Origin of the sequence: Glycomyces sp. NPDC046736 (assembly GCF_040645615.1) — a bacterium.
GTDB lineage: Bacteria > Actinomycetota > Actinomycetes > Mycobacteriales > Micromonosporaceae > Glycomyces.
The window spans coordinates 349,455-374,381 of the sequence record NZ_JBEYYO010000001.1; the positions used below are offsets into that span (position 1 = coordinate 349,455).

The 24,927-nt window shown below is 71.3% G+C and carries 23 protein-coding genes; 8 read left to right on the top strand and 15 right to left on the bottom strand.

Going from position 1 to position 24,927, the window contains the following annotated elements; translation table 11 throughout:
* The first annotated feature begins 6 nt into the window (after window positions 1–6).
* On the top strand, window positions 7–942 hold the full coding sequence (locus AB0B28_RS01585) for a Dyp-type peroxidase (protein WP_360114676.1): 936 nt from the start codon (window positions 7–9) through the stop codon (window positions 940–942).
* Here AB0B28_RS01585 and AB0B28_RS01590 read toward each other — a convergent pair whose 3' ends face one another.
* The 3 genes from AB0B28_RS01590 to AB0B28_RS01600 form a co-directional block, all read right to left on the bottom strand.
* A complete protein-coding gene (locus AB0B28_RS01590; protein WP_360114679.1) occupies window positions 943–4,113 on the bottom strand; it encodes an error-prone DNA polymerase in 3,171 nt (1,056 codons plus the stop codon). It abuts the gene before it with no gap.
* Window positions 4,106–5,476 carry a DNA polymerase Y family protein gene (locus AB0B28_RS01595; protein WP_360114682.1) on the bottom strand — a complete coding sequence of 457 codons (1,371 nt, stop codon included), beginning with the start codon at window positions 5,474–5,476 and terminating at the stop codon, window positions 4,106–4,108. The genes AB0B28_RS01590 and AB0B28_RS01595 overlap by 8 nt, the downstream gene beginning before the upstream one ends.
* A 97-nt stretch (window positions 5,477–5,573) precedes the next feature.
* Complete coding sequence (locus AB0B28_RS01600; RefSeq protein WP_360114685.1) at window positions 5,574–6,311, bottom strand: hypothetical protein; 738 nt, start codon at window positions 6,309–6,311, stop codon at window positions 5,574–5,576.
* A 197-nt stretch (window positions 6,312–6,508) separates the two neighbouring features.
* On the opposite strand from AB0B28_RS01600, the gene AB0B28_RS01605 reads away from it, so the two are divergent.
* Complete coding sequence (locus tag AB0B28_RS01605) at window positions 6,509–6,994, top strand: ATP-binding protein (RefSeq protein WP_360114688.1); 486 nt, start codon at window positions 6,509–6,511, stop codon at window positions 6,992–6,994.
* A 78-nt stretch (window positions 6,995–7,072) separates the two neighbouring features.
* Window positions 7,073–8,233 carry a sulfotransferase gene (locus AB0B28_RS01610; protein ID WP_360114691.1) on the top strand — a complete coding sequence of 387 codons (1,161 nt, stop codon included), beginning with the start codon at window positions 7,073–7,075 and terminating at the stop codon, window positions 8,231–8,233.
* On the opposite strand, the gene AB0B28_RS01615 is transcribed toward AB0B28_RS01610, so the two are convergent.
* On the bottom strand, window positions 8,230–8,952 hold the full coding sequence (locus AB0B28_RS01615; RefSeq protein WP_360114694.1) for a phosphotransferase: 723 nt from the start codon (window positions 8,950–8,952) through the stop codon (window positions 8,230–8,232). The two genes, AB0B28_RS01610 and AB0B28_RS01615, sit on opposite strands and share 4 nt — an antisense overlap.
* Before the next feature lie 247 nt (window positions 8,953–9,199).
* Window positions 9,200–10,189 carry an NADP-dependent oxidoreductase gene (locus tag AB0B28_RS01620; protein WP_360114697.1) on the bottom strand — a complete coding sequence of 330 codons (990 nt, stop codon included), beginning with the start codon at window positions 10,187–10,189 and terminating at the stop codon, window positions 9,200–9,202.
* Between the two features lie 121 nt (window positions 10,190–10,310).
* Here AB0B28_RS01620 and AB0B28_RS01625 point away from each other — a divergent pair, with 121 nt between their 5' ends.
* Together AB0B28_RS01625 and AB0B28_RS01630 are read left to right on the top strand one after the other, a co-directional pair.
* Window positions 10,311–11,183 carry a LysR family transcriptional regulator gene (locus AB0B28_RS01625; RefSeq protein WP_360114700.1) on the top strand — a complete coding sequence of 291 codons (873 nt, stop codon included), beginning with the start codon at window positions 10,311–10,313 and terminating at the stop codon, window positions 11,181–11,183.
* Between the two features lie 39 nt (window positions 11,184–11,222).
* Complete coding sequence (locus tag AB0B28_RS01630; protein WP_360114703.1) at window positions 11,223–11,780, top strand: dihydrofolate reductase family protein; 558 nt, start codon at window positions 11,223–11,225, stop codon at window positions 11,778–11,780.
* Window positions 11,781–11,822: 42 nt separating this feature from the next.
* On the opposite strand, the gene AB0B28_RS01635 is transcribed toward AB0B28_RS01630, so the two are convergent.
* The 7 genes from AB0B28_RS01635 to AB0B28_RS01665 are packed head-to-tail and all read right to left on the bottom strand — an operon-like array spanning window position 11,823 to window position 19,539.
* On the bottom strand, window positions 11,823–12,842 hold the full coding sequence (locus tag AB0B28_RS01635; RefSeq protein WP_360114706.1) for a 2-hydroxyacid dehydrogenase: 1,020 nt from the start codon (window positions 12,840–12,842) through the stop codon (window positions 11,823–11,825).
* Entirely contained in the window at window positions 12,839–13,453 is a 615-nt protein-coding gene (locus AB0B28_RS01640; RefSeq protein ID WP_360114709.1) for a histidine phosphatase family protein, read from the bottom strand. Before AB0B28_RS01640 ends, AB0B28_RS01635 begins: the two co-directional genes overlap by 4 nt.
* Window positions 13,454–13,464: 11 nt before the next feature.
* On the bottom strand, window positions 13,465–14,937 hold the full coding sequence (locus tag AB0B28_RS01645) for an FGGY-family carbohydrate kinase (RefSeq protein WP_360114711.1): 1,473 nt from the start codon (window positions 14,935–14,937) through the stop codon (window positions 13,465–13,467).
* Window positions 14,930–16,429 carry an FGGY-family carbohydrate kinase gene (locus AB0B28_RS01650; RefSeq protein WP_360114713.1) on the bottom strand — a complete coding sequence of 500 codons (1,500 nt, stop codon included), beginning with the start codon at window positions 16,427–16,429 and terminating at the stop codon, window positions 14,930–14,932. The genes AB0B28_RS01645 and AB0B28_RS01650 overlap by 8 nt, the downstream gene beginning before the upstream one ends.
* Before the next feature lie 3 nt (window positions 16,430–16,432).
* Complete coding sequence (locus tag AB0B28_RS01655) at window positions 16,433–17,677, bottom strand: sugar ABC transporter permease (RefSeq protein WP_360114715.1); 1,245 nt, start codon at window positions 17,675–17,677, stop codon at window positions 16,433–16,435.
* On the bottom strand, window positions 17,674–18,465 hold the full coding sequence (locus AB0B28_RS01660; RefSeq protein ID WP_360114718.1) for an ATP-binding cassette domain-containing protein: 792 nt from the start codon (window positions 18,463–18,465) through the stop codon (window positions 17,674–17,676). The genes AB0B28_RS01655 and AB0B28_RS01660 overlap by 4 nt, the downstream gene beginning before the upstream one ends.
* A 15-nt stretch (window positions 18,466–18,480) precedes the next feature.
* Complete coding sequence (locus AB0B28_RS01665; RefSeq protein ID WP_360114721.1) at window positions 18,481–19,539, bottom strand: sugar ABC transporter substrate-binding protein; 1,059 nt, start codon at window positions 19,537–19,539, stop codon at window positions 18,481–18,483.
* A gap of 353 nt (window positions 19,540–19,892) precedes the next feature.
* On the opposite strand from AB0B28_RS01665, the gene AB0B28_RS01670 reads away from it, so the two are divergent.
* From AB0B28_RS01670 to AB0B28_RS01680, 3 genes are read left to right on the top strand one after another with little or no spacing between them, the layout of a single operon-like run.
* The gene (locus AB0B28_RS01670) at window positions 19,893–20,618 is read left to right on the top strand and encodes a DeoR/GlpR family DNA-binding transcription regulator (protein ID WP_360114844.1); all 726 of its coding nucleotides are present in this window, start codon (window positions 19,893–19,895) and stop codon (window positions 20,616–20,618) included.
* 43 nt (window positions 20,619–20,661) lie between these two features.
* Window positions 20,662–21,486, top strand: coding sequence for an alpha/beta hydrolase (locus tag AB0B28_RS01675; protein ID WP_360114724.1), 825 nt, complete (start codon window positions 20,662–20,664; stop codon window positions 21,484–21,486).
* Entirely contained in the window at window positions 21,483–21,929 is a 447-nt protein-coding gene (locus tag AB0B28_RS01680) for a MarR family transcriptional regulator (protein ID WP_360114727.1), read from the top strand. The genes AB0B28_RS01675 and AB0B28_RS01680 overlap by 4 nt, the downstream gene beginning before the upstream one ends.
* On the opposite strand, the gene AB0B28_RS01685 is transcribed toward AB0B28_RS01680, so the two are convergent.
* The 3 genes from AB0B28_RS01685 to AB0B28_RS01695 form a co-directional block, all read right to left on the bottom strand.
* Window positions 21,920–22,663 (bottom strand): hypothetical protein, encoded by a 744-nt coding sequence (locus AB0B28_RS01685; protein WP_360114730.1) that lies wholly within the window; start codon window positions 22,661–22,663, stop codon window positions 21,920–21,922. The two genes, AB0B28_RS01680 and AB0B28_RS01685, sit on opposite strands and share 10 nt — an antisense overlap.
* 151 nt (window positions 22,664–22,814) lie before the next feature.
* Window positions 22,815–23,480 (bottom strand): ABC transporter ATP-binding protein, encoded by a 666-nt coding sequence (locus tag AB0B28_RS01690; protein WP_360114733.1) that lies wholly within the window; start codon window positions 23,478–23,480, stop codon window positions 22,815–22,817.
* Window positions 23,481–23,482: 2 nt separating this feature from the next.
* Entirely contained in the window at window positions 23,483–24,895 is a 1,413-nt protein-coding gene (locus AB0B28_RS01695) for an ABC transporter permease (protein WP_360114736.1), read from the bottom strand.
* Window positions 24,896–24,927 lie beyond the last annotated feature (32 nt).

The window sequence follows — 24,927 nt, forward strand, 5'->3', positions numbered from 1 at the left end:
GCCACCGTGCACACGCCGCAGATCGTGATCGAGCAGCCGACCGAGGCCGCCCTCATCCTGGTGCTCACCGCCCGGCCCGGCAGGGAACCCGAGATCAGGGACTTCCTCGCCGACCTCGACGGCATCCGGCGCGGCGTCGGCTTCCGCATCCCCGCCGACCGCCTCAGCTGCGTCGTCGGCATCGGCACGCACCTGTGGGACCGGCTCTTCACCGGCCCCCGCCCCGCGCAGCTGCGCGAGTTCACCGCGCTCGAAGGCCCCCGCCACCGCGCCCCGTCCACCGAAGGCGACCTCGTGCTCCACATCAGAGCCCGCGCCCCCGGGCCCTGCTTCGAACTCGGCAAGACCATCGTCGAAGCCCTCGGCTCGGCCTGCGCGATCGTCGACGAGACCCACGGCTTCCGCTACTTCGACGAACGCGACCTGCTCGGCTTCGTCGACGGCACCGAGAACCCCGAAGGACCCGACGCGGTCCAGGCCGCGATCATCGACGGCCAGGACCCGGCCTTCGCCGGAGGCGCCTACGTCGTGGTCCAGAAATACCTCCACGACTTGAAGGCCTGGGAAGGCCTCCCCGAATCCGAGCAGGAACGCGTCATCGGCCGGACCAAACTCGCCGACCGCGAACTCTCCGACGCCGCCAAACCCGCCGACTCCCACATCGCCCTCAACGACCTCGAACCCCACCCCGACGGCACCCCGCGCAAGATCATGCGCTTCAACATGCCCTTCGGCTCCCTCGAATCGGCCTCCTTCGGCACCTACTTCGTCGGCTACACCGCCGACCTCGACGTCATCGACGAGATGCTCCGCAACATGTTCCTCGGCAAACCCCACGGCAACGTCGACCGCATCCTCGACTTCTCCACCGCCACCACCGGCACCGTCTTCTTCTGCCCGGCGACGACCTTCCTCCAGAACCTCCCGCCCGCACCGGCCTGATCAGCGGAAGTCGCGCGACGGGGCCGCCGGGCTGTGCAGATCCAGCAAGGTCAGCTTGTCGGCCACCAGCATCGGCATCACCACCGCGTCCCCCACGTCCTGCGGCCGCTCGACCGTCGCCCGCACCCGCAGGGCCTTCGCGACCGTCGCCACGCTCTGCCAGCGCTTCCAGAGCCCCTGCGAGCACACGATGTTCGCGATGCCCGTCTCGTCCTCCAGGCTCAGGAACGTCACGCCCTTCGCCGTGGACGGGCGCTGGCGGTGCGTCACGATGCCCGCGACCTCGACGCGTTCCCCGTCGGCCGCGAACGGCAATCGCTCGTTGGGAAGCACGCCCTCGGGGTCGAGCAGGTGCCTGACCAGCTCCATCGGGTGCGTCTGCACCGACAGCCCCAGCCCCGTGTAGTCGGCCCGCGCGAGGTCGGCCGCGCTCATCCCCGGCAGCGTCGGCGCGGGCGCGGCCGGACCCGTGCCGGGGATCGTCGAGGGCCGCTCGTCGATCGTCCCGGCCGTCCACAGCGCCTTGCGGCGGTCGGGTTCGAGGCTCTCCAGGGCTCCGGCCACGGCGAGTTTCTCCAAGCGCCCCTGGTCGAGGCGGGCGCGCCTGGCCAGGTCCGCCATCGCGGTGAACGGCCCGTCCGCCTCCCGGGCCGCCACGATCCGCGCCCCGGCGTCCGTGCCGAGCCCCTTGACGTTGTCGAGCCCGAGCCGCAGGTCCGCGACGCCGTGTAGGGGCGCTTCGCACGCGCGCTCGGCGGGGATGAGCGAGGCGACCGCTTCGCTGAAGTTCACGTCCGGGGCGAGGACGGCGAGGCCGTGCCGCTTGGCGTCGGCGATGAGGCTCGCGGGGGAGTAGAACCCCATGGGCTGACTGGCCAGCAGCCCGGCGTAGAACGCGGCCGGGTAGTGGCATTTGAGCCACGCGGAGGAGTACACCAGGTGCGCGAACGACATGGCGTGCGACTCGGGGAACCCGAAGTCGGCGAAGGCCTTGAGCTGCTCGTAGATCTGATCGGCCTGGGCGTCGGTGATGTCGCGTTCGGCCATGCCCGCGTAGAGGCGCCCCTTCAGCTCCTCCAGTCGCTCCTCGGAGCGCTTGGCGCCGATCGCCCGGCGGAGGCGGTCGGCTTCGCCGCCGTCGAACCCGGCGGCGTCGATCGCGATCTGCATGAGCTGTTCTTGGAACAGCGGCACGCCCAGGGTCCGCTTGAGTGTGTGCTTGAGGACTTCGGGGACCGTGTGCTCCCAGGCCTCGCCGTGGCGGCGGCGAAGATACGGGTGGACCGAGCCGCCCTGGATGGGGCCGGGTCGGATGAGGGCCACCTCGACCACCAGGTCGTAGAAGTTCTGCGGCCTGAGCCGCGGCAGCGTCGCCATCTGGGCGCGCGACTCGACCTGGAAGACGCCGACGGTGTCGGCGCGGCAGAGCATCTCGTAGACCTCGGGATCGGCGAGGTCGAGCAGCGCCAGGTCGAGGCGGGTCCCGTGGAAACCGGCGACCAGGTCGACCATGCGGTGCAGGGCTTCGAGCATGCCGAGGCCGAGCAGGTCGAACTTGACCAGCCCCGCGTCGGCGCAGTCCTCCTTGTCCCACTGGAGCACGGTCCGGTCGGCCATGCGCGCGGGCTCGACGGGGACGATCTCGCTGACCGGCTGCTCGGTGAGGACCATGCCGCCGGGATGGATGCCGAGGTGCTGAGGCATCCGCACCAGGTCCGCGGCGAGCGACTGGACGTCGGCGGGGACGTCTCCGGCCTCGTCGGGGTCGAGGCCGCTCCAGCGGTGGAGCCGCTTCGACCAGGCCGTCGCCTGCTCGTGCGAGTGCCCGAGCGCTTTGGCGGCGTCGCGGACCGCGGAGCGGGGCCGGTAGGTGATGACGTTTGCCACGAGTGCGGCCCGCTCGCGGCCGTACTTGCCGTAGACGTACTGGATGACCTCTTCGCGGCGGCCCGACTCGATGTCCAGGTCGATGTCCGGCGGCCCGTCGCGGTGGGAGGACAGGAACCGCTCGAACAGCATCCCGGCCGCCACGGCGTCCACCTTGGTGATGCCGAGGGCGTAGCAGACGGCGCTGTTGGCCGCCGATCCCCTTCCCTGGCAGTAGATGTCGTTGGCGTTGCAGAAGTCGACGATGTCCGCCACGATCAGGAAGTACCCCTGGAACCGCAGTTGCCGGATGACCCGCAGCTCCCGGTCGAGGACCGCCCACGCGCCGGGGACGCGCTCGACCCCCGGCTCCCCGTAGAGCCGCCGTGCCCCGGTGACGACCTGCTCCGCGAGGTAAGAGAAGTCGTCGTGCGGTTCGGGGACGGGGAACCGCGGCAGCTGCGGCGCGAGCAGTTCGAGGTCAAACGCGCATTCGCGGGCGATCGCGACGGCGTTGTCGATCGCCTCGGGGTGATCGGGGAACCGCCGGGCCATTTCGGTGCCGCTGCGCAGGTGCGCGGCCGAGGCGACCGGGAGGTGCGGGTCGATCGAGTCCAGATCGCGCCGCGACCGTATCGCCGCGAGCGCGGCGGCGATGCGCTGGCGGCGAGGGGCCGCGTAGTGGACGTTGCCGGTGGCCACGACGGGCAGTCGGTGGCGGCGTGCGAGGTCCGCCAGCGCCTCGACCCGTTTGAGGTTCCCGGGCTGGCCGTGGTTGGTGAGTTCGACCGCGACGTTGCCGGGGCCGAAGAGCTCGACCAGTTCGCGCAGCGCCCGCTCGGCGCCGTCCGGGTCGTCCCGGTTCAAGGCCGCGTTGAGCGGGCCTTTGCGGCAGCCGGTGAGGATCTGCCAGCGCCCGTCGGCGTGCTCGGCGAGCCGCCCCAGACGGTACTGCGGCAGGTCTTTCTCTCCGCCTTCGAGTTTGGCCTCGGTGATGGCTCGGGAGAGCCCTCGGTACCCCTCGGCGTCGCGGGCGAGGACGACCAGGTGCTCCCCGGCCGGGTCGGGCTGGCCCCGCCGCGCCCGCGGCAGTTCGATGCCGAGCTCGGCGCCGAACACCGTCCGCAGCCCGCGCGCCCGCGCGGCGGTGGCGAACTGCGAGACCGCGTAGAGGCCGTCGTGGTCGGTGATCGCGAGCCCTTCGAGGCCGAGCCGGTGCGCTTCGGCCACGAGGGCCTCCGGGGAGTCGGCGCCGTCGGCGAACGAGTAGTGCGAGTGGCAGTGCAGCTCGGCGTAGTCAGTCATACCAGCCGACCGCCTTCCACTGCCCGTTCTCGCAGACCAGGAGCGCGGCGCGGCCGTCGGCGAGTTCGATCTGGAGGCGCGCGTACCGGCGGGCCCCGTTCCACCAGCGTTCGACCACCGGCCAGGGCCCGGCCCATGCCACGATCCGGAACCGCTTGCGGCCCAGGGCCACCAGTGCCGGGGTCGCGGACAGGTCTCCGCGGGCCAGGGCCCGCACCGGGGCCCCGGCCGCGTCGAGCACCTCGATGTCCTCGTTCTCGCCGACGAGCGCTGGAGGCGGGCCGGTCAAGGCCCCCGGCCACGGGCCCGAAGGCTGCGGTGGTTTGGGCTCGGCCTCCCAGGCCGCGGTGCCCTCGCGTTCGTGCAGGCCGCGGCCGTCGGTGAGCGCGGCGATCCGGACGGCCTCGGGCCCGAGCAGGCTCTGGGCGTGCCGCAGCGCGGCCTCGGCTTTGATCGTTGCGGGGTCCTTGAAGTCCCACAGGCCCCGACCGGCCTCGACCAGGCCGATGAGCCCGCCGGGGGCGAGCGCGAGCGAGACGACGGCGTCGTCGTCCTCTTCGCCGGTGACGGCCAGATGCCAGCCCTCGAGTTGCCAGCGCACCCGGCGGGCCAGGTCGGCGGCGTTCGCACTCGGGTCGATCTGCCAGGTCCGCTCCCGGACCAGCCCGGTCGCGCTGCGGGCGGTGACGGTGATCCGAGTGCAGGTGACGTTGCGTCCGTCCAGGACCGCGGTGAGGCGCTCGGCCAAGGGCCGGGCTGCCAGGACCGCCTGCTCGATCGTGGCGAACGGGGTCTCGGGGACGGCTTCGACGGTGAGTTCGGGGGCGGGCTGGAGCGGGACCAGCGGCCGGGCGAGCTCCCCGGCCGCGAGCCGCTGGGCCCGCCGCACGCCGGGCCCGAAGCGCTCGGCGACCGCCGCAGCGGGCAGGGCCACGAACGCGCCGAGGGTCTCGATCCCCAGGTAGCGGAAGGTCTTGCACAGCTCGGCGTCGATCAGGCCGGTGATGCGGAGGTCGGCGATGTCCCTCCGGGCCAGGAACGCGGCGTCGCCGCCGAGCGGGACGATCCGGCCCTCTTCCGAGGCCAGAATCGCGGCGAACAGGCCGTCGGCGATCCCGGTGAGGCAGTCGTGGTCGACCAGCCCGGTGACGGTGTCGATGAGCCGCTCGCAGAAGGCGGCCTCATCGCCCGCACCGCGCCGCAGCGGGACGGCGACGAGGCCCGGTTCGAGGACCTCCACGTAGGGGGTGAGCAGGTCCAAGGCCTCTAGGACCGGAGCGAACGCGGCCGCGTCGTCGCGGTCCCAGTCCGGCACGCGCATCACGAGGACCCGGCTCGGCGCGCGGGTGACCTTGGCGCTCATGGACATTCACCCCATCGCGCGTACGCCGAGGGGCCGCGGTCCCAGTCCGGCAGGCGCGTCACGAGGACCCGGCTCGGCGCGCGGGTGACCTTGGCGCTCATGGGCACTCACCCCATCGCGCGTACGCCGAGGGGGTGCGGGTCCGATCGGCCGGGTCGCCTCCGTAGGGCCAGACCTGCGCCCGGCGGCGGCCACCGGAGCGCCAGCGCGCGGTGACGTCGAGTTCGCACGCGTCGAGTTCTCCGGCGCCCCAGACACGGCCGGTGTTGGTGCGCAGGCCCCTCCATCTCGCGCTGGTGACGTCGAGCCGGGCGTCGGGTCCGGCGACGGGGCGGGTCTCCAGCCATACGATCGCGGTGCCGCCGTTGCGGGCGCGGGCGGTCAGGCGCCTGGCCTGGGGTGGGGTGAGCCCGTCGCTGGGGACGACGATGACGGCGACGCCTCCGGCGAGCGCTCCGGCGGCGTCGGCGATCAACGGCCCGGCGGCGTCGACGAACGCGATGCGGTCGAGGTCGGCCCCCGCGGCGGTGGCGGTGAGGGAGTAGCGGTGGCGCACCCCGATCAGGGCGCACCAGGCCCCGGCCGCGGTCGGGCCCGCCAGGAGCCGCCACAGGAGCGATGTGGCCCCCTGTCGAGTGGCGGAGATTGCGGTCACAGTTGCGAGTCCGCCGTAGGGGAGGAGCCCGGAAATGTCGGGGGTGACCGGCAAGATGGCCTTCGGGAGCCCGACGGGGTCGGCGTTGAGCCGCGCCCCGTCGCGGGGCACGGGCCGCAGTTCCGCCGCAGAGCGCAACCCGAGCTCAGCGGCCAGCGCGGCCGCGACCGTCGTCGCCACCTGAACCCCCGTACAGTGTCGAACATGTGTTTCAAGATCAACTTACCCAACCGCGAGCGGGGCGCAAGTGCAAACACGTGTTCGATAAATCTCGCCTCCCGAATCCTGCGCCCGGCTTCGAACGCCCCGCAGCGAAACCGGCGTCGAGTCCGGTTTCACGGTTGACGCCCCAGTCGAGCGGGCTCTACGGTTTCGGCATGACCCACGCCTCCAGTCCGCAACGTCCCCGGCTGGTGCTCGTGTGCGGGTTGCCCGGGGCGGGGAAGACCACGCTTGCGAAGCGGTTGGCGCGGGAGATGCCCGCGGTTCGGTTGTGTCCTGACGAAGCGCTCGTGGAGACGGGGTTCGGGCTGTTTGACGAGGAGGCTCGCGCTCGCGTCGAGGAAGAGCAGTGGGACCGCGCGCAGGATCTGCTGGCGGGCGGTGCGAGCGTGATCTTGGAGAACGGATTCTGGGGCCGCGAGGAGCGGGACGAGAGGCGCCTTCGCGCCCGCGAACTCGGCGCCGCCGTCGAGCTGCGCTACCTCGAAGTGCCGCTGGAAGAACTGCGCCGCCGCATGACAACCAGAAACCGAGCACCCGGCGCAACCCCAGTGGACCCGGCCCTGCTCGGCGAATGGCACACCCAATTCCAAGCCCCGACCCAACCCGAACGCGACCTCTTCGACCCGGCCAATCTCTAGCCTGAGCGGTGGGCATTATTGGGGGGCTTTCGGTTTCCCCCTCGATGGAAGGCGTTTCTGGTGCGTCGGACTTCTCGTGTGCTGCCCGTGGTCAATGGTGTCGTGGGGTTGGTTCGGCGGCGGGGCGATGGCGGTGAGGTGTATGCGCGGCTGCTGGCGAAGCATGGGGTCGATCGGGGGGATGACCCGGGGTTTCATGCGGATATGGAGTTCTTGCTGCGGGAGGTCGCCGCTGTTTCGGGGTTGAGCGCGTTGGGGTGGTTTTCGTTCTGCGCTGATGTCGAGGCGCGGATGTTGAACCGGGTTCGGATTCGCGGGCTGCATGCGGCGCATCCGGAGATCGGGCGAGAGGCCATTGACGCGCCGATCGTGGTGGTCGGGCTGCCCCGGACCGCCACGACGTTCATGCATCAGGTGCTGGCCGGCGCACCGGGGTCGCGCGGGCCGAAGTTGTGGGAGTGGTCGCACACGGACCTGCCGCTGCCCGAGAAGCAGGAACGCAAGGTCGTCGGCGCGGTGGCCGCGGGGATGAAGACGGTGTCGCGGTTGGCGCCGGGGATGCGGGTCATTCACCTGCCCGACGCGGAACTGCCGGACGAGTGCGCTTTCCTGCTGCCGCAAGGCGAACAGCACCTTGCTCGCGCCCCGATGCCCGGCTATGAGGAGTGGCTGCGCAAGCGGGACTTCGCGCCCGACTACGAGTACCTGCACCAGGCGCTCCAGGTGCTCCAGCACCGGAGGCCCCCGGCCAGATGGGTGCTGAAGTGCCCGATCCACCTGGGACGATTGCCGTTGGTGCGCAAAGTGTTCCCCGACGCGACGATCGTGTGGACGCACCGCGATCCGGTCCCCGTCACCGGGTCGATCTGCTCATTGGTGGAGACCAGCCGAGCCATGCACCTGCGGCGCATGGGCGAAGCCGAACGGCACGACGTCGGGCGCATGGCCTTGGGCGCCATGGCCGGACTCGCCGCACGAGCCTGCGCCGACCGGCCCGGGATCCCCTGCTCGCAGATCATCGACGTGCCGTACGCGTCGGTCGCGACCGACCCGCTCGATGCGTTCGAGGCGCTCTTCGACCGTCTGGGACTCACGTGGAACGACGCGGAGGCCGCCCGAGTCAAGACCCTGGCCGAGCGCGGACCGGGCGGCGCCCACCGGTACGACATCGACCGATACGGAATCACCGAAACCGACGTCGACCAAGCCTTCAGCGAGTACGCCGCCCTGGGTGGTTAGCGGAGGCGGGTTGCGTCTCTTCTGTACATCGCTGCGTGGGTGTGGAGGTCGGGGTTGTTTGTTTGGGTTGCTCGGTTGTCGGAGAACGCGGCTAGAGCGGTGAGGCGTTCGGTGATGGTGCGGCGGACTGCGGGTGGGGGGAAGTCGGTTCCGTAGGCGGTGATGAGGGTGTCGAGGCGGTCGTCGGAGGTGCCGTGGGTGGTGGGGTCGAAGCCCGCCGCGTCTTCGGCGTAGGGGGCGAGGCGGTAGGCGAGGTAGGCGAAGTCCCAGATGCGGGAGCCGGGGGAGGCCATGTCGAAGTCGATCACGCCCGCGAGACGGCCGCCTTGGACGATGAGGTTGTACGGGGCGAAGTCGTTGTGGCAGATGACCTCTGCCGGGTCGTGTGTTTCGTTCCGCCAGGTGAGGCCCCGCGCGGCCAGCGGGGCGCTGGCGTCGTGGAGCTCGCGGAGCAGCCCCGCCGACCCGCGGAGGATCGAGGCCCGCCACCGGACTTCAGGCGGTGCCGCTTCGAGGGTCTCGCCCTCGATGTAGGTCAGGATCTCTCGACCCCGGTCGTCGAGGCCGAGCGCGTGCGGCGCTGCCTCGATTCCCGCCGCCGCGTAGAGGCCCAGGAGTTCGTGCACGGCCGCTGTCCAGGGGCCGGTGACACGGCGGACCGTGTCGCCGACCTTGATCACGGGGTCCATGTTGCCGCCGGTGAGCGTTTCCTTGTGCATGCGTCGAGGCTAGGGCGTGTTTACGACCCCCGACGGCCGCTATCCGGCCCATTTGCCCGCTCACTTCGTTGTCGGCCGTCCCGATACAACACCGGTATCGGGAAGGCCTTCCGCCTCGCGAGCGAACGAATGGACTCGGATACCGACTCGCCGCGAGTTCGTAAACACCCCCTAGGCGTGTCCGAGAATCCCGGGCGGCCGGGGATTCTCAGACACGCCCGAGAGCCCACGACTCCTCGGCGCGTACCTACTTCACGCGCACCAGCATCTTTCCGGTGTTCTCGCCTCGGAGCATGCCCAGGAACGCCGACACCGTGTTCTCGAACCCGTCCACGACCGTCTCCTCGCTGACGATCTCGCCGCTCTGGAGCAGCGGGACGAGCCGCGCCTCCATCTCCTCGCGGGCGTCCAAGTGGTGCCGCACCATGTAGCCCTGGAGCCGCAGGCTCTTGCCGAGCACGTCGTCGATGTTGCGCACCGGCGCGGCCTCGCCGTTGTAGCCCGAGATCCCGCCGCACCACGCGATGCGCCCGAACTCGCGCAGATTCTCGATCGCGCCCTCCAGATGGTCGCCGCCCACGTTGTCCAAATAAGCGTCGATGCCATCGGGCGCGGCCTTCGCGAGCTGCTCGGCGACCGGGCCGTCGTGGTAGTCGAACGCGGCGTCGAAACCGAGGTCCTCGACCAGGTGTCGGACCTTCTCGGGCGAGCCGGCGCTGCCGATGACGCGGCCCGCGCCGAGCAGCCGCGCGATCTGCCCGGCCGCGCTGCCGACGCCGCCCGCGGCCGCCGAGATGTACACCGTCTCGCCGGGCCGCACGTCCAGGATCCGGGTGAGGCCGACGTACGCGGTCAGGCCCGTCCCGTTGCCGAGCAGCGCCAGGTGCGCGCTGAGCGGCACGCCCGGGTACTCGTTCACCGGCTGGGCCTCCTCGGCCGGGACCAGCGAGTGGGTCCGCCACGCGTAGCGGTGCCGGATCACGTCGCCGACCTTGAGCCGCTCGTCGGCCGAGGCGATCACCCGGCCGAGCGTGCGCCCTTCGAGCGGCGTGTTGAACTCCCAGACCTCGTCCATGAGCTGGCGCATGTACGGGTCGACCGAGAGGTACAGGTTCTCGACGAGGGCCGTGCCCGGTTCGAGCCCGGGCAGCGGCGCCTCCCGGAACGCGAAGTCGTCGGCGGTGGGGAATCCGTTGGGGCGGCCCACGAGTTGGATGTACGTCATCTGATCGGTCATGACGTATTTCTATCCGCGATTCGAGGCCCTATACAGACGCTCGCGCGGATGGAACCGCCGCTTCCATGAACACCGCTCATGGATGTTGCCGGTGCGGCCCCCTCGGGGCTAGATTCGCTCAGTGAGCGACCTTTCCCCCACCGAGCTGCGCGTCCTGGTCGCCGTGGCCGACGAGCAGAGCTTCACCCGCGCGGGCGCGCGCCTGGGCATGACCCAGTCGGCCGTCTCGCACGCGGTCCGCACCAGCGAACGCAAGCTCGGCGCGGTCCTGTTCGACCGCGGCCGCCAGGGCGCCCACCCCACCGACGCCGGGCACCGGGCCGGCACCCAGGCCCGCCACATCCTCCGCCTCCTCGACTCGATGGGCTCAGAGACCCGCGGCGCGGCCGCCGAAGAGGTCACCGGAACCGTCCGCATCGCCGCCTTCCGCTCCGCCGCCGCCGGGCTGCTCCCCGAAGTCCTCGACCGCCTCGCCGCCCTCCACCCCGGCCTCCAACCGCAGGTGAGCATCGTCCGCGACGTGGGCCGCGGCAGCGCCGGAGAAGTCCTCGACGCCACCGCCGACCTGGGGATCACCACGGTCCCGCCCACCTCGCCCGTCCCCGACGGCCTGATCTTCAACCGTCTCTACGAAGAGCGCTACCTGCTCGTCTCGCCCGCGAAATCCGGCGACCCGCGCCGCCTGCCACTGCTCGACTGGTCCGAGAACTGCTCCAGCTACACCCGCCAGTGGTGGACCGAGCAAGACTGGCTCCCCGAGCGCCGCATCATGGTCGAGGACGACAGCGTGGTCCTCTCCATGGTCGCCGCCGGCATCGGCATGGCCGTGATGCCGCACCTGACGCTCGCCTCGCCGCCCGAAGGCGTCACCGTCGCCGACCTCGGCGAGACCGCCCCCACCCGCCACCTCGGATACGTCACCACACCCGCCCTCGCGCAGACCCTCCCCGTGCGCGCCGTCATCCGCGAGCTGCGAGGAGCTCACGCGCGCTGAGCGGGCCTGCGTGTCGGTGGCGGCCGGTACGCTCCGGACATGGGAGCTCTTCGATACTCGATCAACATCACCTCTGACGGATGCTGCGACCACAACGCGGTCGTCCCCACCGAGGACATGCACCGGCACGCGGCCTCGATCATCGACCGCGTCGACGCCCTCCTGTTCGGCCGCGTGGTCTACCAGATGATGGAGGAGGCATGGCGCCTCTCCGAGTCCGGTGAACCTCCAGAATGGATGGACCCCTGGATGGTCCCGTTCTCCCGCACCATCGACGCCAAGAAGAAGTACGTCGTCTCCACCACCCTCGACCAAGTCGACTGGAACTCCGAACTCGTACGCGGCGACCTCGCCGAAGCCGTGCGGCAGATCAAAGCCGAGCACGAAGGCGGCCTCCTCACCGGTGGCGTGACATTCCCGCTCGCGCTGGCCGAGCTGGACCTGATCGACGAGTACGAGTTCGTGGTCCACCCGCGGATCGCAGGGCACGGCCCGACCCCGTTCGCGGGCCTGGCCGAGCCCCTCGACCTCGCACCGGTCAGCCGCCACGAACTCGCCTCGGGCGCGGTGGTCATGCGGTACGAACCGCGCCGCTGACCGAAGCGGGGCGCGACCGGCCTCCCGATCGCGCCCCTCGGCTCAGTTCTGCCGGTGCAGCAACGGTTCCCCCGCCAGGAAACGGGCCACCTCGGCCGCCGTGATGGCCGCCGCGTTGTGCGCCGTCTCCCGGCTGGCCCCGGCCAGATGCGGGGTCATCACGATGCCCTCGGTCCGCAGCAGTCTTGAGGCGGCCGGAATCGGCTCGGTCGGGAACACGTCGAACGCGGCCGCGAACAGATGCCCCGAGTCGAGCGCGTCGCACACCGCCTCGTAGTCGACCAGCGCCCCGCGGGCGCAGTTCACCAGCACCGCCCCGCGCGGCATCGCCGCGATCTGGGCGGCCCCGATCATGCCGGTCGTCTCCGGCGTCAGCCGCGCGTGCATCGACACGACCTGCGACCGCTCCAACAGCTCCGGCAACTCGACCGCTTCGGCGATCCCCTTGAGCGTCTCCGGATCCACGTACGGGTCGCTGACGACCACGTTCGCCCCGAACCCGGCCGCGACCCGCGCGACCCGGCTCCCGATGGCCCCGTAGCCGATCAACCCCACGGTCCGCCCTTCGAGCTCGAGGCCCACCGAGTCGTACCGGTAGTAGTCCCCGCGCCACGTCCCGCCCGCCAGGTCCGCGTGCACCTGCGGAATGCGCCGCATCGCCGCCAGTGTCAACGCGATCGTGTGCTCTGCCGTAGCGGTCGCGTTCCGGCCCGGCGCACTCGACACCGCCACCCCGCGCTTCGCGGCCGCTGCCAAGTTCACGTTCACCGGCCCGCCCCGGCCCACCGCCACGAACTCCAGATCCGGGCACGCCTCCAGCACTCGAGCGGTGATCGGCGCCATCTGCGTCACGCACACCCGGACGCCTTGCAGCGCTTCGATGAGCTCGTCCTCGCTCCCCGACGCCTCCACGACCTCGGCCACAGGTCCGAACGGCACGTCCGGCCACGGCAGCGACAGCTCCGCGATCTCCAGCTCCGCGTCCACCCTGGCCCGCAGCGCATCGGCGAGCAGTCCCGGCAGCACGAAACGGTCACCCGCGGCCAGCACTCGAACGGTCATCGGTCCTCCTCGGCGATCGCCTTCTCGATGGGCGTATTGAACTGGAGCAGCGAACGCCGCCCTTCGGCGACCCGCACCTCGGTGATGCCCACGTTGCGCACCATCGGCAGCCGCCGCCGGTATTCGGACATCGGGATGCCCAGCCAGTCGCACAGCAGCATCCGCATCAGCGTCGAATGCCACACCACGAGCACCCGCCCGCCCTCATGCGCGGCCGCGATCTCGTCCAGGCTCGCGCTCGCGCGCTCCACGGCCCGCACCGGGTCCTCCCCGCCGGGGAGGTGGTCGCCGACCGGGTCTTGGACGAACGCGGCGTACCGCTCGGGGAACCGCTCGCGCATCTCGGCCCCGGTGAGCCCTTCGCCGTCGCCGAACGCGATCTCGCGGAGCCGGTCGTCCCTTTGCGGCGCAAGGCCGGTGGCCTCGGCGGCCGGTTCGAGGGTCTCGACGGCCCGGGTCAGGTTCGAGGACCACAGCGCGGACAGTCCGGCGGTGGCGGCCCAGCCGCCCAGTTGCCGGGCCTGTTCGCGGCCGCGTGCGGTGAGCGCCACGTCGGTCGTCCCGGTGTATCGGTTCTCGGCGTGCCACACGGTCTCGCCGTGGCGCACCATCACGATGTCGGTCAGTGTTCGGCCCTCCGGTGGACATGGGCGTGCAGCGGCCGGTCGATCCGGCCGGTGTCGTGCAGATGGTCGGCGAACCGCAGGTAGAGGTCGCTCAAGAGTTCGTGCCGGGCCCGGTCCGGTTCGAGGCGCGCCCCAGTGCGCACCATCGAGGCGGCGGCCTCGGCGGCGGACCGGCCCGCGGTGGTCGCGGCGAGCACCGCCATACCGACCGCCGATTCGGCGTGCTCGGGGAGCGCCGCCGGGCGGCCGAGCAGGTCGACGCGCAGCTGGGACCAGTACCGGTTGGCGGCCCCGCCGCCGGTGAACGCGAGGTCCCCGCCGGTGGGCGCGCCGATGTGGTCGAGGTGGTCGAAGCACAGCCGCTCGACGCACGCGAGTCCGATGAGGACGCCGTGGAACACGTCCACGTCGTCGGCGGCATCGCCGATCTGGAACGGCTCCAGATCCGCAGCGGTGAAAGGGAACCGCTCGCCGCGCTCGGACGCCAGCGGGTACACGACCTGCTCCGGCGCGCGCCGCGAGGCCCGCGCGGTGAGTTCGTCGAGATCCGCTGCGGGCCAGCGCCGCGAGAGCGCCCCCGCGCCGCTGGACGACGCCCCGCCGGGAAGCCAGGTCCCGCCGGGTCCCCTGTGGCAGTAGACGACGCCGGCCGGGTCGCGCACGATCCGGTCCGACACTCCTTTGAGGACCAATGTGGTGCCCAGCACCGAGTTCCACGACCCGGTCCCGAGCGCGCCTCCGGCCAGTTGGGCCGCGCACCCGTCGGTCATCCCCGCCACGATCGGCGTGCCCGCCGGAATCCCGGTGGCCTCCGCGCCCGCCGGGTCGACCTCGCCGAGCACCGTGCCGGGCCGCGCCACCTCGGGCATGAGCCCGGCCGGAATCCCCAGTCGGTCGAGCACCTCCCAAGGCCAGTCCTCCTCAAGGAGGTCGTACCCGGTCTTGAGCGCGTGGCTGGCGTCGGCGGCCACCTGGCGGCCCGCGAGCCGCCACGTGATGACGTCGGTCTGATGCAGCAGCCGCGCCCCGGCCGCCGCGCCGCCGTGGCCCAGGAGCCACAGCAGCTTCGGCAGTGCCCAGCCCGCCTGCATGCGCCGGTACCCGAGCCGGTTCCAGTCCGCTTCGCCGATCTCGTTGACCCGCAACGCCTCCGCGGCGGCTCTGGCGTCGTCGTACATGAGTCCCGGGGTGAGCGGACGCCCCGCCGCGTCGGCGAGCAGGATCGTCCCGGAGGTCCCGCAGGCCGCGATCCCGCCGATCCGGGTCGCGTCGAGCCCGGCCGTGGCCCCTCGGGCGGCGGTCGCGAACGCGGTCCACCACTGTTCGGGGTCCTGCTCGTGCCGCTCGCCGCTCCTGGCGCCGGTCAGCGGCTGTGAACCGCGGCCGTGCACGCGGCCGCCGTCGTCCACGGCCACCACTTTGACGCTCTGGGTGCCGAGGTCGGCGCCGATCCAGATCCGGTCAGCCACGGTCGGCCGCCTGCCGCCGCCAGCCCGGACGCGCGAGTTCCCGCAGGTCCCCGAACGCGGCGAACCGCCGCTCGTAGTGCGCGGCCCGGACCGGGTCGGGTTCGAACCGGTCGCCTTGGCGCGCATACGCCTGCGCGGCACTGGCCAGGTCCGGTTCGACCCCGGTGGCCACGAGGCCCACGATGAACGCGCCCTTCGCCCCCACTTCGCTGTCGGCCGACCGCACCGCGGGCACACCGGTCACGTCGGCGATCATCCGGCACCACACGTCGCTGCTCGCGCCGCCGCCGCACAACCGCAGTTCCGTCGCGGCCGTGCCGGACGCTTCCACGCAGTCCCTGATGGTCAGGCTCAGCCCCTCGAACACGGCGTGCGCGATCTGCTCGCGGCCGTGTTCGAGCGAGAGCCCCCAGAACGTCCCGCGCGCGTCGGTGTCGAGGAACGGCGCCCGCTCTCCGGCGGGGGAGAGGTACGGCAGGAACAGCGGCCCGTCGGCGAGCGGCTCGGCCTCTCCGGCCAAGGTGCTCAACGCGTTCGGCGAGTCGAGCCCGAGCATCCTGGTGGCCCAGTCCACGACCTCGGTGCCCGCGAGCGTCGGATGGACGCGCAGCACCCGGCCGCGCCGACCGCTCGTGTGACTGTCGAGCGCGACCGTCAATCCGGCCGGTTCCCCCGATGCGTCCACCGCCTCGCGCACGACCTCGGTGCACAGCGTGGTGCCGAGGATCGTGCACGCCGACCCGGTGGCCACCGCGCCCGCGCCGATCGCGGTCGAGGCCACGTCATAGGGCGCCATGACGATCGGGAGCCCTTCGGGGAGCCCCAGCTCGGCCGCCGCGCCCGCACCGAGCCCGGCGCTGCGGCCCGCGTCGCCCAGGACCGGCGGCAGCAGTCGCGCCTGGGACTCCAGCCCGAACAGCCCGATCGCCTCGGTGTCGTACGCGCGCGTCTCCAGATCCAGGAACGGCGCTGAAGCGTCGGACTCGTCGGCGGCGACGACCCCGGTGAGCCGCTGGAACAGCCACCCGCCGCAGGTGAGCGATGCCGCAGACCGGTCCAGCCGGTCCGGGTCGTGCTCGGCCAGCCATGCGAGGATCGCGTTCGCGAGCCCGGGGAACGTGCAGGACCCGCCTCGCCGGAACGCTTCGGCGAGTACACCCGACTCCCTCCAACGGTCCACGATCCGCGCGGCCCGCCCGTCCGACCACAGGATCGCCGGGCCGGTCGGCTCGCCGCGCTCGTCCACGAGCCAGCAGCCGTCGCCCTGCGCCGTCAGCGCCACCATCGTCGGCGGTTCGGGCAGCAGCGCAAGGACTTCCCGGACCGCCTCGGCCGCGGCGGCCCAGACCTGCCCCATGTCCTGCTCGGCCCACCCTGGCCGAGGCCGCGCCACGTTCGCGGGGCGGCGCGCGACGGCCAGTTCGGTCCCGTCGCGGCCGTAGCCGACCGCCTTGATCGCGGTGGTGCCCGCGTCGATCGCTATCGAGGTCATGCCTCATCCTCTCCCGTGGGCCTGGCGCGAGCGCCGCGCGAACGAGTCGAGCGCGACGGCCAGCACGAGCACGGCCCCGGTGATCATGAACCGGTAGGACGAGTCGAGGCTCAGCAGCGTGAGTCCACTTGAGATCGACTGGATCACCACGATGCCCAGCAGCGCCGAGAACGCCGATCCCCGCCCGCCGAACAGGCTGGTCCCGCCGATGACGGCCGCGGCGATCGCGTTGAGGTTCACGTCGGCGGTGCCGGTGCTCTGCGTGGCCGCCGCCAGCCGCGCCGCGGCGAGGACCCCGCCGACGGCCGCGAGCGTGGAGCACATGACGAACGTCCACGCGTACACGCCCTTGACGTTGATGCCCACGCGCCGCGCCGCTTCGGGATTCCCGCCGACCGCGTAGATCGAGCGCCCGAACTTGGTGCGCGACAACACGTAGTGCATCACCAGCACCACGGCCACGAACAGGATGAACATCCACGAGACGCCGCGAGTGCGCCCCAGGTAGTACACAGCGAAGCCCAATCCGGCGAGCACGAGCGCGGCCCGCAACACCAGCAGCCGCGTCGAGACCGACGACAGTCCCGCCTTGCGGCGGGTGCGCGCCCCGGCCAGGCCGATCGCGAAGACGCCGACCCCGGCCGCGACCGCCATCAGATAGGCGATCCACTGCGGAGCGAACCACAGCTGCGCGAACTTGACGAGCCCGGAGTCGTACGGCAGGTTGATCGCGTTCTGCCCGCGCAGCAGCCACAGCTGCACCCCGAGGAACGCCAGCAGCCCGGCGAGGGTCATCACGAAGCTGGGCACCGCGAACCGGTTGAACCCCTGCCCGTAGATCCAGCCGATGACGCACCCGCACGCGATCGCGGCGAGGATCGCGAGCCAGATCGGCTGCTCGTAGCGGACCATCACCAGAGCGGTGACGGCCGCCGCGACGCCGGAGACCGAGCCGACCGACAGGTCGATCTGGCCCACCAGCAGCACGCACACGATGCCGAGCGCGATGAACCCGACCGGCACGATGTCGAACGAGAGGTTCACGAGGTTGGTGCTGGACAGGAACGTGGGGTTGAGGATCTGGAAGACCGTCCAGATGACCACGATGCCGCCGAAGACCGGGAGCATCCCCAGGTCGCCGTCCCTGACGCGGCGCAGCGAGGCCCGCGCGCTGTCGGCGAAGGTCTGCGGCGCGAGCAGCCGCTCGTCCTGGAGGTCGACCGCGCGGGCCGAGGCGTTGTCGCTCATCGCGTCTCCCCTCCGGCCGTGCGGGCGGCGCGGCGCGAGACCGCGTTGTCGGCGGCCCCGGTGATCGCCGCGATGATGTCCTCACTGGACACCGTCTTCGCGTCGAACACGCCGTTGTTGCGCCCCAGGCGAAGCACGGCGACCCGGTCGGCGACCGCCCGCACGTCCTCCATGTTGTGGCTGATCATGACCACGCCGAGTCCTCTCTCCCGCAGGCGTTCGACGAGGTTGAGCACCTCGGCGGTCTGCGCGACCCCCAGGGCCGCGGTCGGTTCGTCGAGCAGGATCACCTTGGGGTCGCCCAGGAGCGACCTGGCGATGGCCACGGTCTGGCGCTGCCCGCCCGACAGGGCCGCGACCGGCACGTTCAACGTCGGGATCTTGGCCGAGAGCTGGCGCAGCAGCTCCCACGAGCGCTGCTCCATCGCCACGTCGTCGAGCAGGAACGGGCGAAGTTCCCGCCCGAGGAACAGGTTCGCCTTGACGTCGAGGTTCTCGCACAGCGCGAGGTCCTGGAACACGGTCGCGATGCCCAAGGCGTGCACCTGGTTCGGCGATTCGAGCGCGACCTCTTCACCCTCGAACTCGATGGTGCCCTTGTCGGGCGGGTGCACGCCCGCGAGCACCTTCACCAATGTGGACTTCCCGGCGCCGTTGTCGCCGACGATCGCGACCACCTCGCCCTCACCGACGTCGAGGTCGACATCGGTGAGGGCGGCGACCGCGCCGAAGCTCTTGGAGATCCCGCGCAGCGACAGCACCGCGGGCCCGGACCCTGCCTTCGTCATGGTCAGTTTCCTTCGCTACGCGATGCCGAGCGCGGCGCACGCGTCGGCGTACTCGGTGGTGCACACGTCCTCGGGCTTGAGCACGCCCTCGGGACCGAAGATCACCTCGGCGAGGTTCTCCTGCGTGACCACGGTGGGCGCGAACAGCTGCGACGGGGTGTCGAACAAGGTCGCCCCGACCTCGGGCTCTTCACCCGTCATGAGCTGGTACGCGACCTCAGCCGCGGCCGCCGCGACGATGCTGATGGGCTTGGAGATGGTGTTGTACTGGTCCCCGGCCACGATCCGCTGGATCGCGGCCAGTTCGGCGTCGTTCCCGGTGACCGGCGGCAGGTCCACGTCGGCGGCCTTGAACGCGGCGATCGCGCCGCCGCCGGTGCCGTCGTTGGCGGCCACGACCCCGGCGATCTGCCCGTCGAACTGGGCGATCTGGCCGCTCACCCACTGCTGCGCCTCCTCGGGGGCCCAGTCGGGGGTGTCGAACTCGGCGAGCAGCTCGTACCCCGAGTCGTCGATCGCGTTGTGGATGCCCTGCTTGATGAGCCCGGCGGCCGCGTCGGTGGGGGAGCCGTTGACCTGGAGCAGCCCGCCCTCGACGCCGGTGGCGTCGAGGTGGTCGACCAGGGACTGGCCGATGGCCTCACCGATGGCCTCGTTGTCGAAGGAGATGTAGAAGTCGGCGGGCTTGTCGGGGATGGGCCGGTCGTAGGCCACGACCTTGACGCCCTGGGACTGCGCGGTCTGCACGATGGTGGCCGCGGCGGTGGAGTCCACCGGGTCCAGGACGATCACCTTGGCGCCCTGCGCGATCGCGGAGTTCGCCTGCTGCTGCTGGAGTGCCGCGTCGGAGTCGGCGTTCTGGTAGATCACCTCGCACTCCTCGCACAGCTCGCCCATGCGCTCGGTGAACAGGGGCGCGTCGTACTGCTCGTATCGGGTCGAGGCGAGGTCGGGCATCAGGAAGGCCACCTTCCCGGTGCCGCCTTCGCCTTCGGCGCTGGGCTCCTCGGCGCAGGCCGCCAGGGCCCCGAGGGCGATGAGGCCGGAGAGGGCGCCGGCCGCGATTCTTCTCATTGACGACTCCTTTGTCGGTTCCCTAGCGGGAGGGGTTGTCGTGACTACCGAGACCGTAGACCCCGGACCGGCCCGATGTCACTAGTGAGCGAGAAGCGAACACTCCTGGTGTTGTAAGCGAACACTTCACTGTGCTAAGAAGGTCCCAGTCGCACATGACGCGAGGCGGTCATCGCCTGGCCGCGACCGGGAAGACACCGCTCACAGCCCACCGTCCGCCCTCCGGGCGACCGGTGCGGGATTGTTCACTTCACACGGAACGAACAGAGGTCGACATGGCAACCGAACCCGACGCCGCAGGCGACGGCGGCCGCGCCCCGCGCGCCCGGCGCGAACGGATCAGGGCCCGGGTCGTGGACGAGGGCTTCGTGCGCATCGAGCAGCTCGCCGACGACCTCGGCGTCACCCCCATGACGATCCGCCGCGACCTCGACTACCTCCAGCGCGAAGGCTGGCTGCGGAAGGTGCGCGGCGGGGCCACCGCGCAGCCCTCGACCGCGTTCCACGGCGACGTGCGGCATCGCATGGGCGCCATGGCAGAAGCGAAGGAGTCCATCGCGCGGGCGGCGCTGCGCCTGGTCAAACCCGGCCAGTCGGTCATGCTCGACGAGAGCACCACGGCCCTCGCGCTGTCCGGGCTCCTGCCCGAGCGCGCGCCGCTGACGGTGATCACCTATTTCGGTCCGGTGATCCAGGGCCTCGCGGGCGGGCCCGGGATCGAGCTGATCTCCTTGGGTGGCACGTACTATCCGGCCTACGACGCCTTTCTGGGGCTGCGCACTGTGGACTCGATCGCGAGCCTGCACGCGGACGTGCTGTTCGCCTCGACCACCGCGATCACGCGCGGCAACTGCTACCACCAGTCCCCGGAGACCGTGGCGGTCAAGCGCGCCTTGATGGACGCGTGCGACCGCCGCGTCCTCCTGGTCGACCACACCAAGTTCCAGCGCCGAGGCCTCTACCAGCTCGCGCCGGTCTCCGCGTTCGACCTCGTCATCGTCGATTCGGACATCCCCGAGCCGCAACTCGAAGCGCTCCAGTCGAAGGCGCAGAAGGTCCTGGTCGCGCCCGCCGAGTGAGCGCCGTTTGACGCCACTCTCTTATATTCACTATAATCTGAATATGACGAACTTGCCGGAGGTCTTCGACCACCAAGGCGCGCACCTGCGCTACCGCGATCGACCCGGCCCTGCGGCCCCGGTGGTCCTGACCCACGGCGCGGGCATGGACCACGCCATGTTCGAACCGCAGGCCCAGGCACTGCACGAGGCGGGCCACCGGGTCGTCACGTGGGACCTGCCCGCCCACGGCGCCTCCACTCTCGCGCCGGGCTCGCGCTTCGACGCCGCCACGGCCCTCGACCACTTCGCCGCGCTCCTGGACCATCTCGGCCTCGACCGGCCGATTCTCATCGGCCATTCCCTGGGCGGCAACCTGTCGCAGGCGCTGGTGCGCCGCCTGCCCGGTCGCGCCCGTGGACTGATCGTGGTGGACTCGGCCTGGAACGCCGGGCCGCTCACCCGTTTCGAGCGGGCCATGCTGAGGCTCGCCGCCCCGTCGCTCGCCGCGATCCCGGCGGGCCGTCTGCCCGGCGTCATGGCGAAGGCCTCGGCCGTGACCCCTGAGGGCGCCGCCGCCGCCGAAGCGGCCTTCGCGCGGATGCCGAAACCGGTCTTCCTCGACGTCTGGCGCGCGACCGTCTCGCTGGTCGACCCCGATCCGGGCTACCGCACCCCGATCCCGTTGGGGCTCATCCGCGGCGACGCCGACCGCACCGGGAACATCGCCGCGGCCATGCCCCGCTGGGCCCGCGCCGAAGGGGTGGACGAGCACGTGATCCCCGCGGCGGGCCATATAGTCACCCTCGACAACCCAGAGGCGACCACGCGCGCAATCGCTGATCTCATCGCGTCGTGGCCCGATCCGGAAGCGGGGCAACCAGAATGAACGAGGACCGCGCGGCGTTCACGGCCACGATGGCCGACATCCTGGCCTCCTGGAACCTGCCGCGCGCGACCGGCCGCGTCTACGGGCACCTCCTGCTCGCGTCCGGCCCGGTCTCGCACGACGAGATCCGCGACGCGCTCGAACTCAGCAAGGGCGCGGTGAGCACGGCCGTGCGCGAACTCGTGTCGTGGGGCCTGGCCCGGACGCTGCCGCAGCCGGGCAGCCGCAGGCTCCTCGTCGAGGCCGTGGGTGGGTTCGAGCAGCTGCTCGCCGCGAGCCACGAGCGCACCCGCGCGTTCGTGCGGGTGCTGCGCGGCGGGGTCGACCTCACCGAGACCGACCGCTCCCGGGCCCGCCTCGGCGAGATCGCCGACTTCTTCGAGGCCTACGTCCAGGCCGGAGACGCGATGCTCAAGCGCGCACCGGACCGACCTCAGACGTAGCTTTCGAGGAGCGCCACGGCTTGGGCGCTGATCTCGGTGAGCATCGCGTCGGCCGCGGCCACGTCGCTTTCGGCGACATTGATCGTGGTCTTGAGGTTGACTTCCAGCGAGCCCTGCACGAAGTGGTAGATGATCTCGACGCGCTCGTCGTCGTTCTCGACCGCGCGGTACCCGGCCTCGCCCAAGTCGAGGTCGGTCACCTTGTAGCCGTCGTCGGCCTCGAGCTCGCCGCGGTCGTCTTCGTAGAGCTGCAAGGTGGCGGCGGGCTCGCGCCAGCCGGAGGAGGTCACGCGCAGCTCCTGTTGCGAGGACCCGTAGAAGCTGCACGTCAGCAGCGCGTATCCGTCGTCGTCGTTGGAGTACGTGTAGTTCTGGGCCGGGTCGTGCGGGTTGCCGAAGACGGTCTCGAACGAGGCGAGGTCGAAGGCCGCGCAGGTCTCGTCGTTGAACCCGGCCGATTCGCCGATCTCGCCCTGCGTCTCGGCGGCGGCCCCGCCGGTGGTCTCCTCCGGGCTCGGCTCCTCACTGGACGGTGCCTCGGAGGTCTGGTCGGCGCCGATCCCGGCGGGCGGCGATTCGTCGGAGCGGTTCTGCAACACGAGCACGATCGCGGTCGCGGCGGCTATCACCGCCACGGCGATCACGCCGATCGCGATGAGCCACATCCGATTCCGATTGCCGGTCTCGGGCGGGCCGAATTGCTGGGGACTGGTGGGCGGGCCGGGGTATGCCATGAGGGCGCTCCGTCGTAGTCGATCGGTTTCGATGAGTCTATTGGCCAAGCGCAAATGCGCGATCGCCCATGTGACGCCGGGTTCGACCGCCCGGTTCCAATGGCTCCGCAATGGAATGGGGCCCGGGCGCGATCGGCCCGGGCCCAGTCGTCTAGGAAAGCTTGCCCTTTCGCAGATTGAGCACTTCATCGGCCGCGTCCGCCACCTGCTTTGCATGCGTCACCACGATCACGCATTTGCCGTGATCGTGTGCGAGCGAACGGAACGTGCGCACGATGTCGTCGGCGGTCTCGCCGTCGAGGCTCCCGGTCGGCTCGTCGGCGAACAGCACGTCCACCTCGCACGCCAGCGCCCGCGCGATCGCGACGCGCTGCTGCTGGCCGCCCGAGAGCTGCGGCGGCCGCCTGCGCAGGTCCTCCGCGTCGAGCCCGAGCCCTTCGAGCAGCGCGATCGCGCGCCGCTTCTTGCGCCGCTCCCTCACCCCGGTGATCTCCATTGCGGCCGTGACGTTCTGGACCGCGTTGAGATAGTCGAGCAGGTTCAGCGACTGGAACACCGTGGCCGCGTACCTCCTGCGGTACCGGCCCAGCCCGATCTCGGCGATGTCACGGCCGCGGAACCGCACGGCCCCACCGGTCGGCGAGTCGAGCCCGCTCGCCAGCGACAGCAACGTGGTCTTCCCGCTCCCGGACCTCCCCGACACCGCGTAGAACACCCCGGCCTCGAAGGCGTAGTCGACGCCCCGCAGGATCGTCTTGGGGCGCTTGACGGTTCGGTACGCGTACGTCAGCTTGCTCAGTTCGAGCACAGTGGACATGCTCAGGCTCCCTTCGAGAGGATCTCGCGCGGCTTGAGCCGCATCAAAGCGATCGCGGGCACAGCGGTCGCGGCGGCCGTCAACCCCAGTCCGATGAGCCCGACGCGCGCGATCTGCGCGCCGCCGATCGACACGTCCAACTCGTCGATCGGGCCCTCATCCTCCCGGACCGCACCGCCGTTCACCGCTCCGTAGTCGGGGACCTCCTCGGCCGCGGCCTGCGCGGTCGCGACCTCACCGGCCAGCAGCGCATCGGCGGCCCACTGCGCGATCGGCTGCCCGACCGCCGACGCCAACCCGAGCCCGAGCACCGCGCACATCCCCACTTCGGCGAGCAACTGCCCCACGAGCCGCCCGCGCCGCTCGCCCATCGACAGCAGGACGCCCATCTCGCGCCTGCGCTCGCGCACCCACGAGACCACCAGCAGCGTCAAGATCACCGCCCCCGCGGCCGAGACCGTCCAGACCGCGACCGACGCGAATCCGGCGGTGCTCGCGATCGGCCCGACCAGCCGCTGGTACTGCTTGTCGTTGACCTCGATCGGGAACAGCGCCGTGTCGACCCCGGCCGCCTCGGCCGCCGCCCGCAACGCGTCGAGGTCGTCCGGGTCGCTCAACGTGAACGTGGCCGACTGGATCTTCGACCCGTCCTCGCCCGGCACGACCCCTTCGAGCATCGACACCGACTCCACCGCCAGGAACAGGTTGTTCCCCGGCTCGTTCATCGGCGGCGTGTACCGCGCGGTCTCCGAGACCGCCTCGCTGCGGTAGATCCCGCCGACGGTGAGCTCGACCCGGGTCTTCTCGATCCCGATCGTGCCGGTCTCCAGCACGAACCTGTCGCCGACGCCCAGGCCGTTCGCCTCGGCGAACCGCTCCTCGATCAACGCCAGGTCCTCAGGCCCGCCGGGCACGATCGGCTCGCCCTCGACCAGCTGCGAGCGCCCGTCCCGGAACTCGCCCACGATCCGCGAATCCCGCACGCCCGTGGCCGTGAGCAACCCCGCGAGGTACTCGTCCTGCCCCGGCGGCGGCTCCACCGCGTTGTACACCTCCGCGCCCTCGACCGGCGCCGCGGCCGTCCCGAGCTCGTAGTTGTACTCCGCGACCGCCTCCGACTCCCCGATCCGGTCGACCCAGCCGGTGTAGAGGTCCCCGTCGCCGCCGATCATCCCGGCGTTCTGCCCGTTCTGTGCCGTCCCCATCCCCGCCTGCATATAAGCGTCCAGGTCCAGGCGCATCGTGGCCGTCGCCCCCACCGCGCGCTGCGCCGCCTCGGTCGCCCGCGCGGCTGCCGCCTCGATCACGAACCCCGACAGGACCAGCGCCCCGATCGCGAACAACAGCGCCGTCAGCAGCAGCGACCGCCCCGGGCTATGGCCCAGGCGCAGCGCGGCCCGCTTGAAGAAATTCATGTCACTCCAGGTTGAGAACGGTTCGATCTTGG

Bases quoted from the DNA above. Each gene is read 5' to 3' on its own strand.
- AB0B28_RS01665 (WP_360114721.1), bottom strand. From the start codon at position 19,539: ATGAGAAGAATCGCGGCCGGCGCCCTCTCCGGCCTCATCGCCCTCGGG.
- AB0B28_RS01615 (WP_360114694.1), bottom strand. From the start codon at position 8,952: ATGCACAAGGAAACGCTCACCGGCGGCAACATGGACCCCGTGATCAAG.
- AB0B28_RS01690 (WP_360114733.1), bottom strand. From the start codon at position 23,480: ATGTCCACTGTGCTCGAACTGAGCAAGCTGACGTACGCGTACCGAACC.
- AB0B28_RS01605 (WP_360114688.1), top strand. From the start codon at position 6,509: ATGACCCACGCCTCCAGTCCGCAACGTCCCCGGCTGGTGCTCGTGTGC.
- AB0B28_RS01660 (WP_360114718.1), bottom strand. From the start codon at position 18,465: ATGACGAAGGCAGGGTCCGGGCCCGCGGTGCTGTCGCTGCGCGGGATC.
- AB0B28_RS01620 (WP_360114697.1), bottom strand. From the start codon at position 10,189: ATGACCGATCAGATGACGTACATCCAACTCGTGGGCCGCCCCAACGGA.
- AB0B28_RS01595 (WP_360114682.1), bottom strand. From the start codon at position 5,476: ATGAGCGCCAAGGTCACCCGCGCGCCGAGCCGGGTCCTCGTGATGCGC.
- AB0B28_RS01695 (WP_360114736.1), bottom strand. From the start codon at position 24,895: ATGAATTTCTTCAAGCGGGCCGCGCTGCGCCTGGGCCATAGCCCGGGG.
- AB0B28_RS01635 (WP_360114706.1), bottom strand. From the start codon at position 12,842: ATGACCGTTCGAGTGCTGGCCGCGGGTGACCGTTTCGTGCTGCCGGGA.
- AB0B28_RS01630 (WP_360114703.1), top strand. From the start codon at position 11,223: ATGGGAGCTCTTCGATACTCGATCAACATCACCTCTGACGGATGCTGC.
- AB0B28_RS01640 (WP_360114709.1), bottom strand. From the start codon at position 13,453: ATGGTGCGCCACGGCGAGACCGTGTGGCACGCCGAGAACCGATACACC.
- AB0B28_RS01650 (WP_360114713.1), bottom strand. From the start codon at position 16,429: ATGACCTCGATAGCGATCGACGCGGGCACCACCGCGATCAAGGCGGTC.
- AB0B28_RS01680 (WP_360114727.1), top strand. From the start codon at position 21,483: ATGAACGAGGACCGCGCGGCGTTCACGGCCACGATGGCCGACATCCTG.
- AB0B28_RS01655 (WP_360114715.1), bottom strand. From the start codon at position 17,677: ATGAGCGACAACGCCTCGGCCCGCGCGGTCGACCTCCAGGACGAGCGG.
- AB0B28_RS01590 (WP_360114679.1), bottom strand. From the start codon at position 4,113: ATGACTGACTACGCCGAGCTGCACTGCCACTCGCACTACTCGTTCGCC.
- AB0B28_RS01675 (WP_360114724.1), top strand. From the start codon at position 20,662: ATGACGAACTTGCCGGAGGTCTTCGACCACCAAGGCGCGCACCTGCGC.
- AB0B28_RS01685 (WP_360114730.1), bottom strand. From the start codon at position 22,663: ATGGCATACCCCGGCCCGCCCACCAGTCCCCAGCAATTCGGCCCGCCC.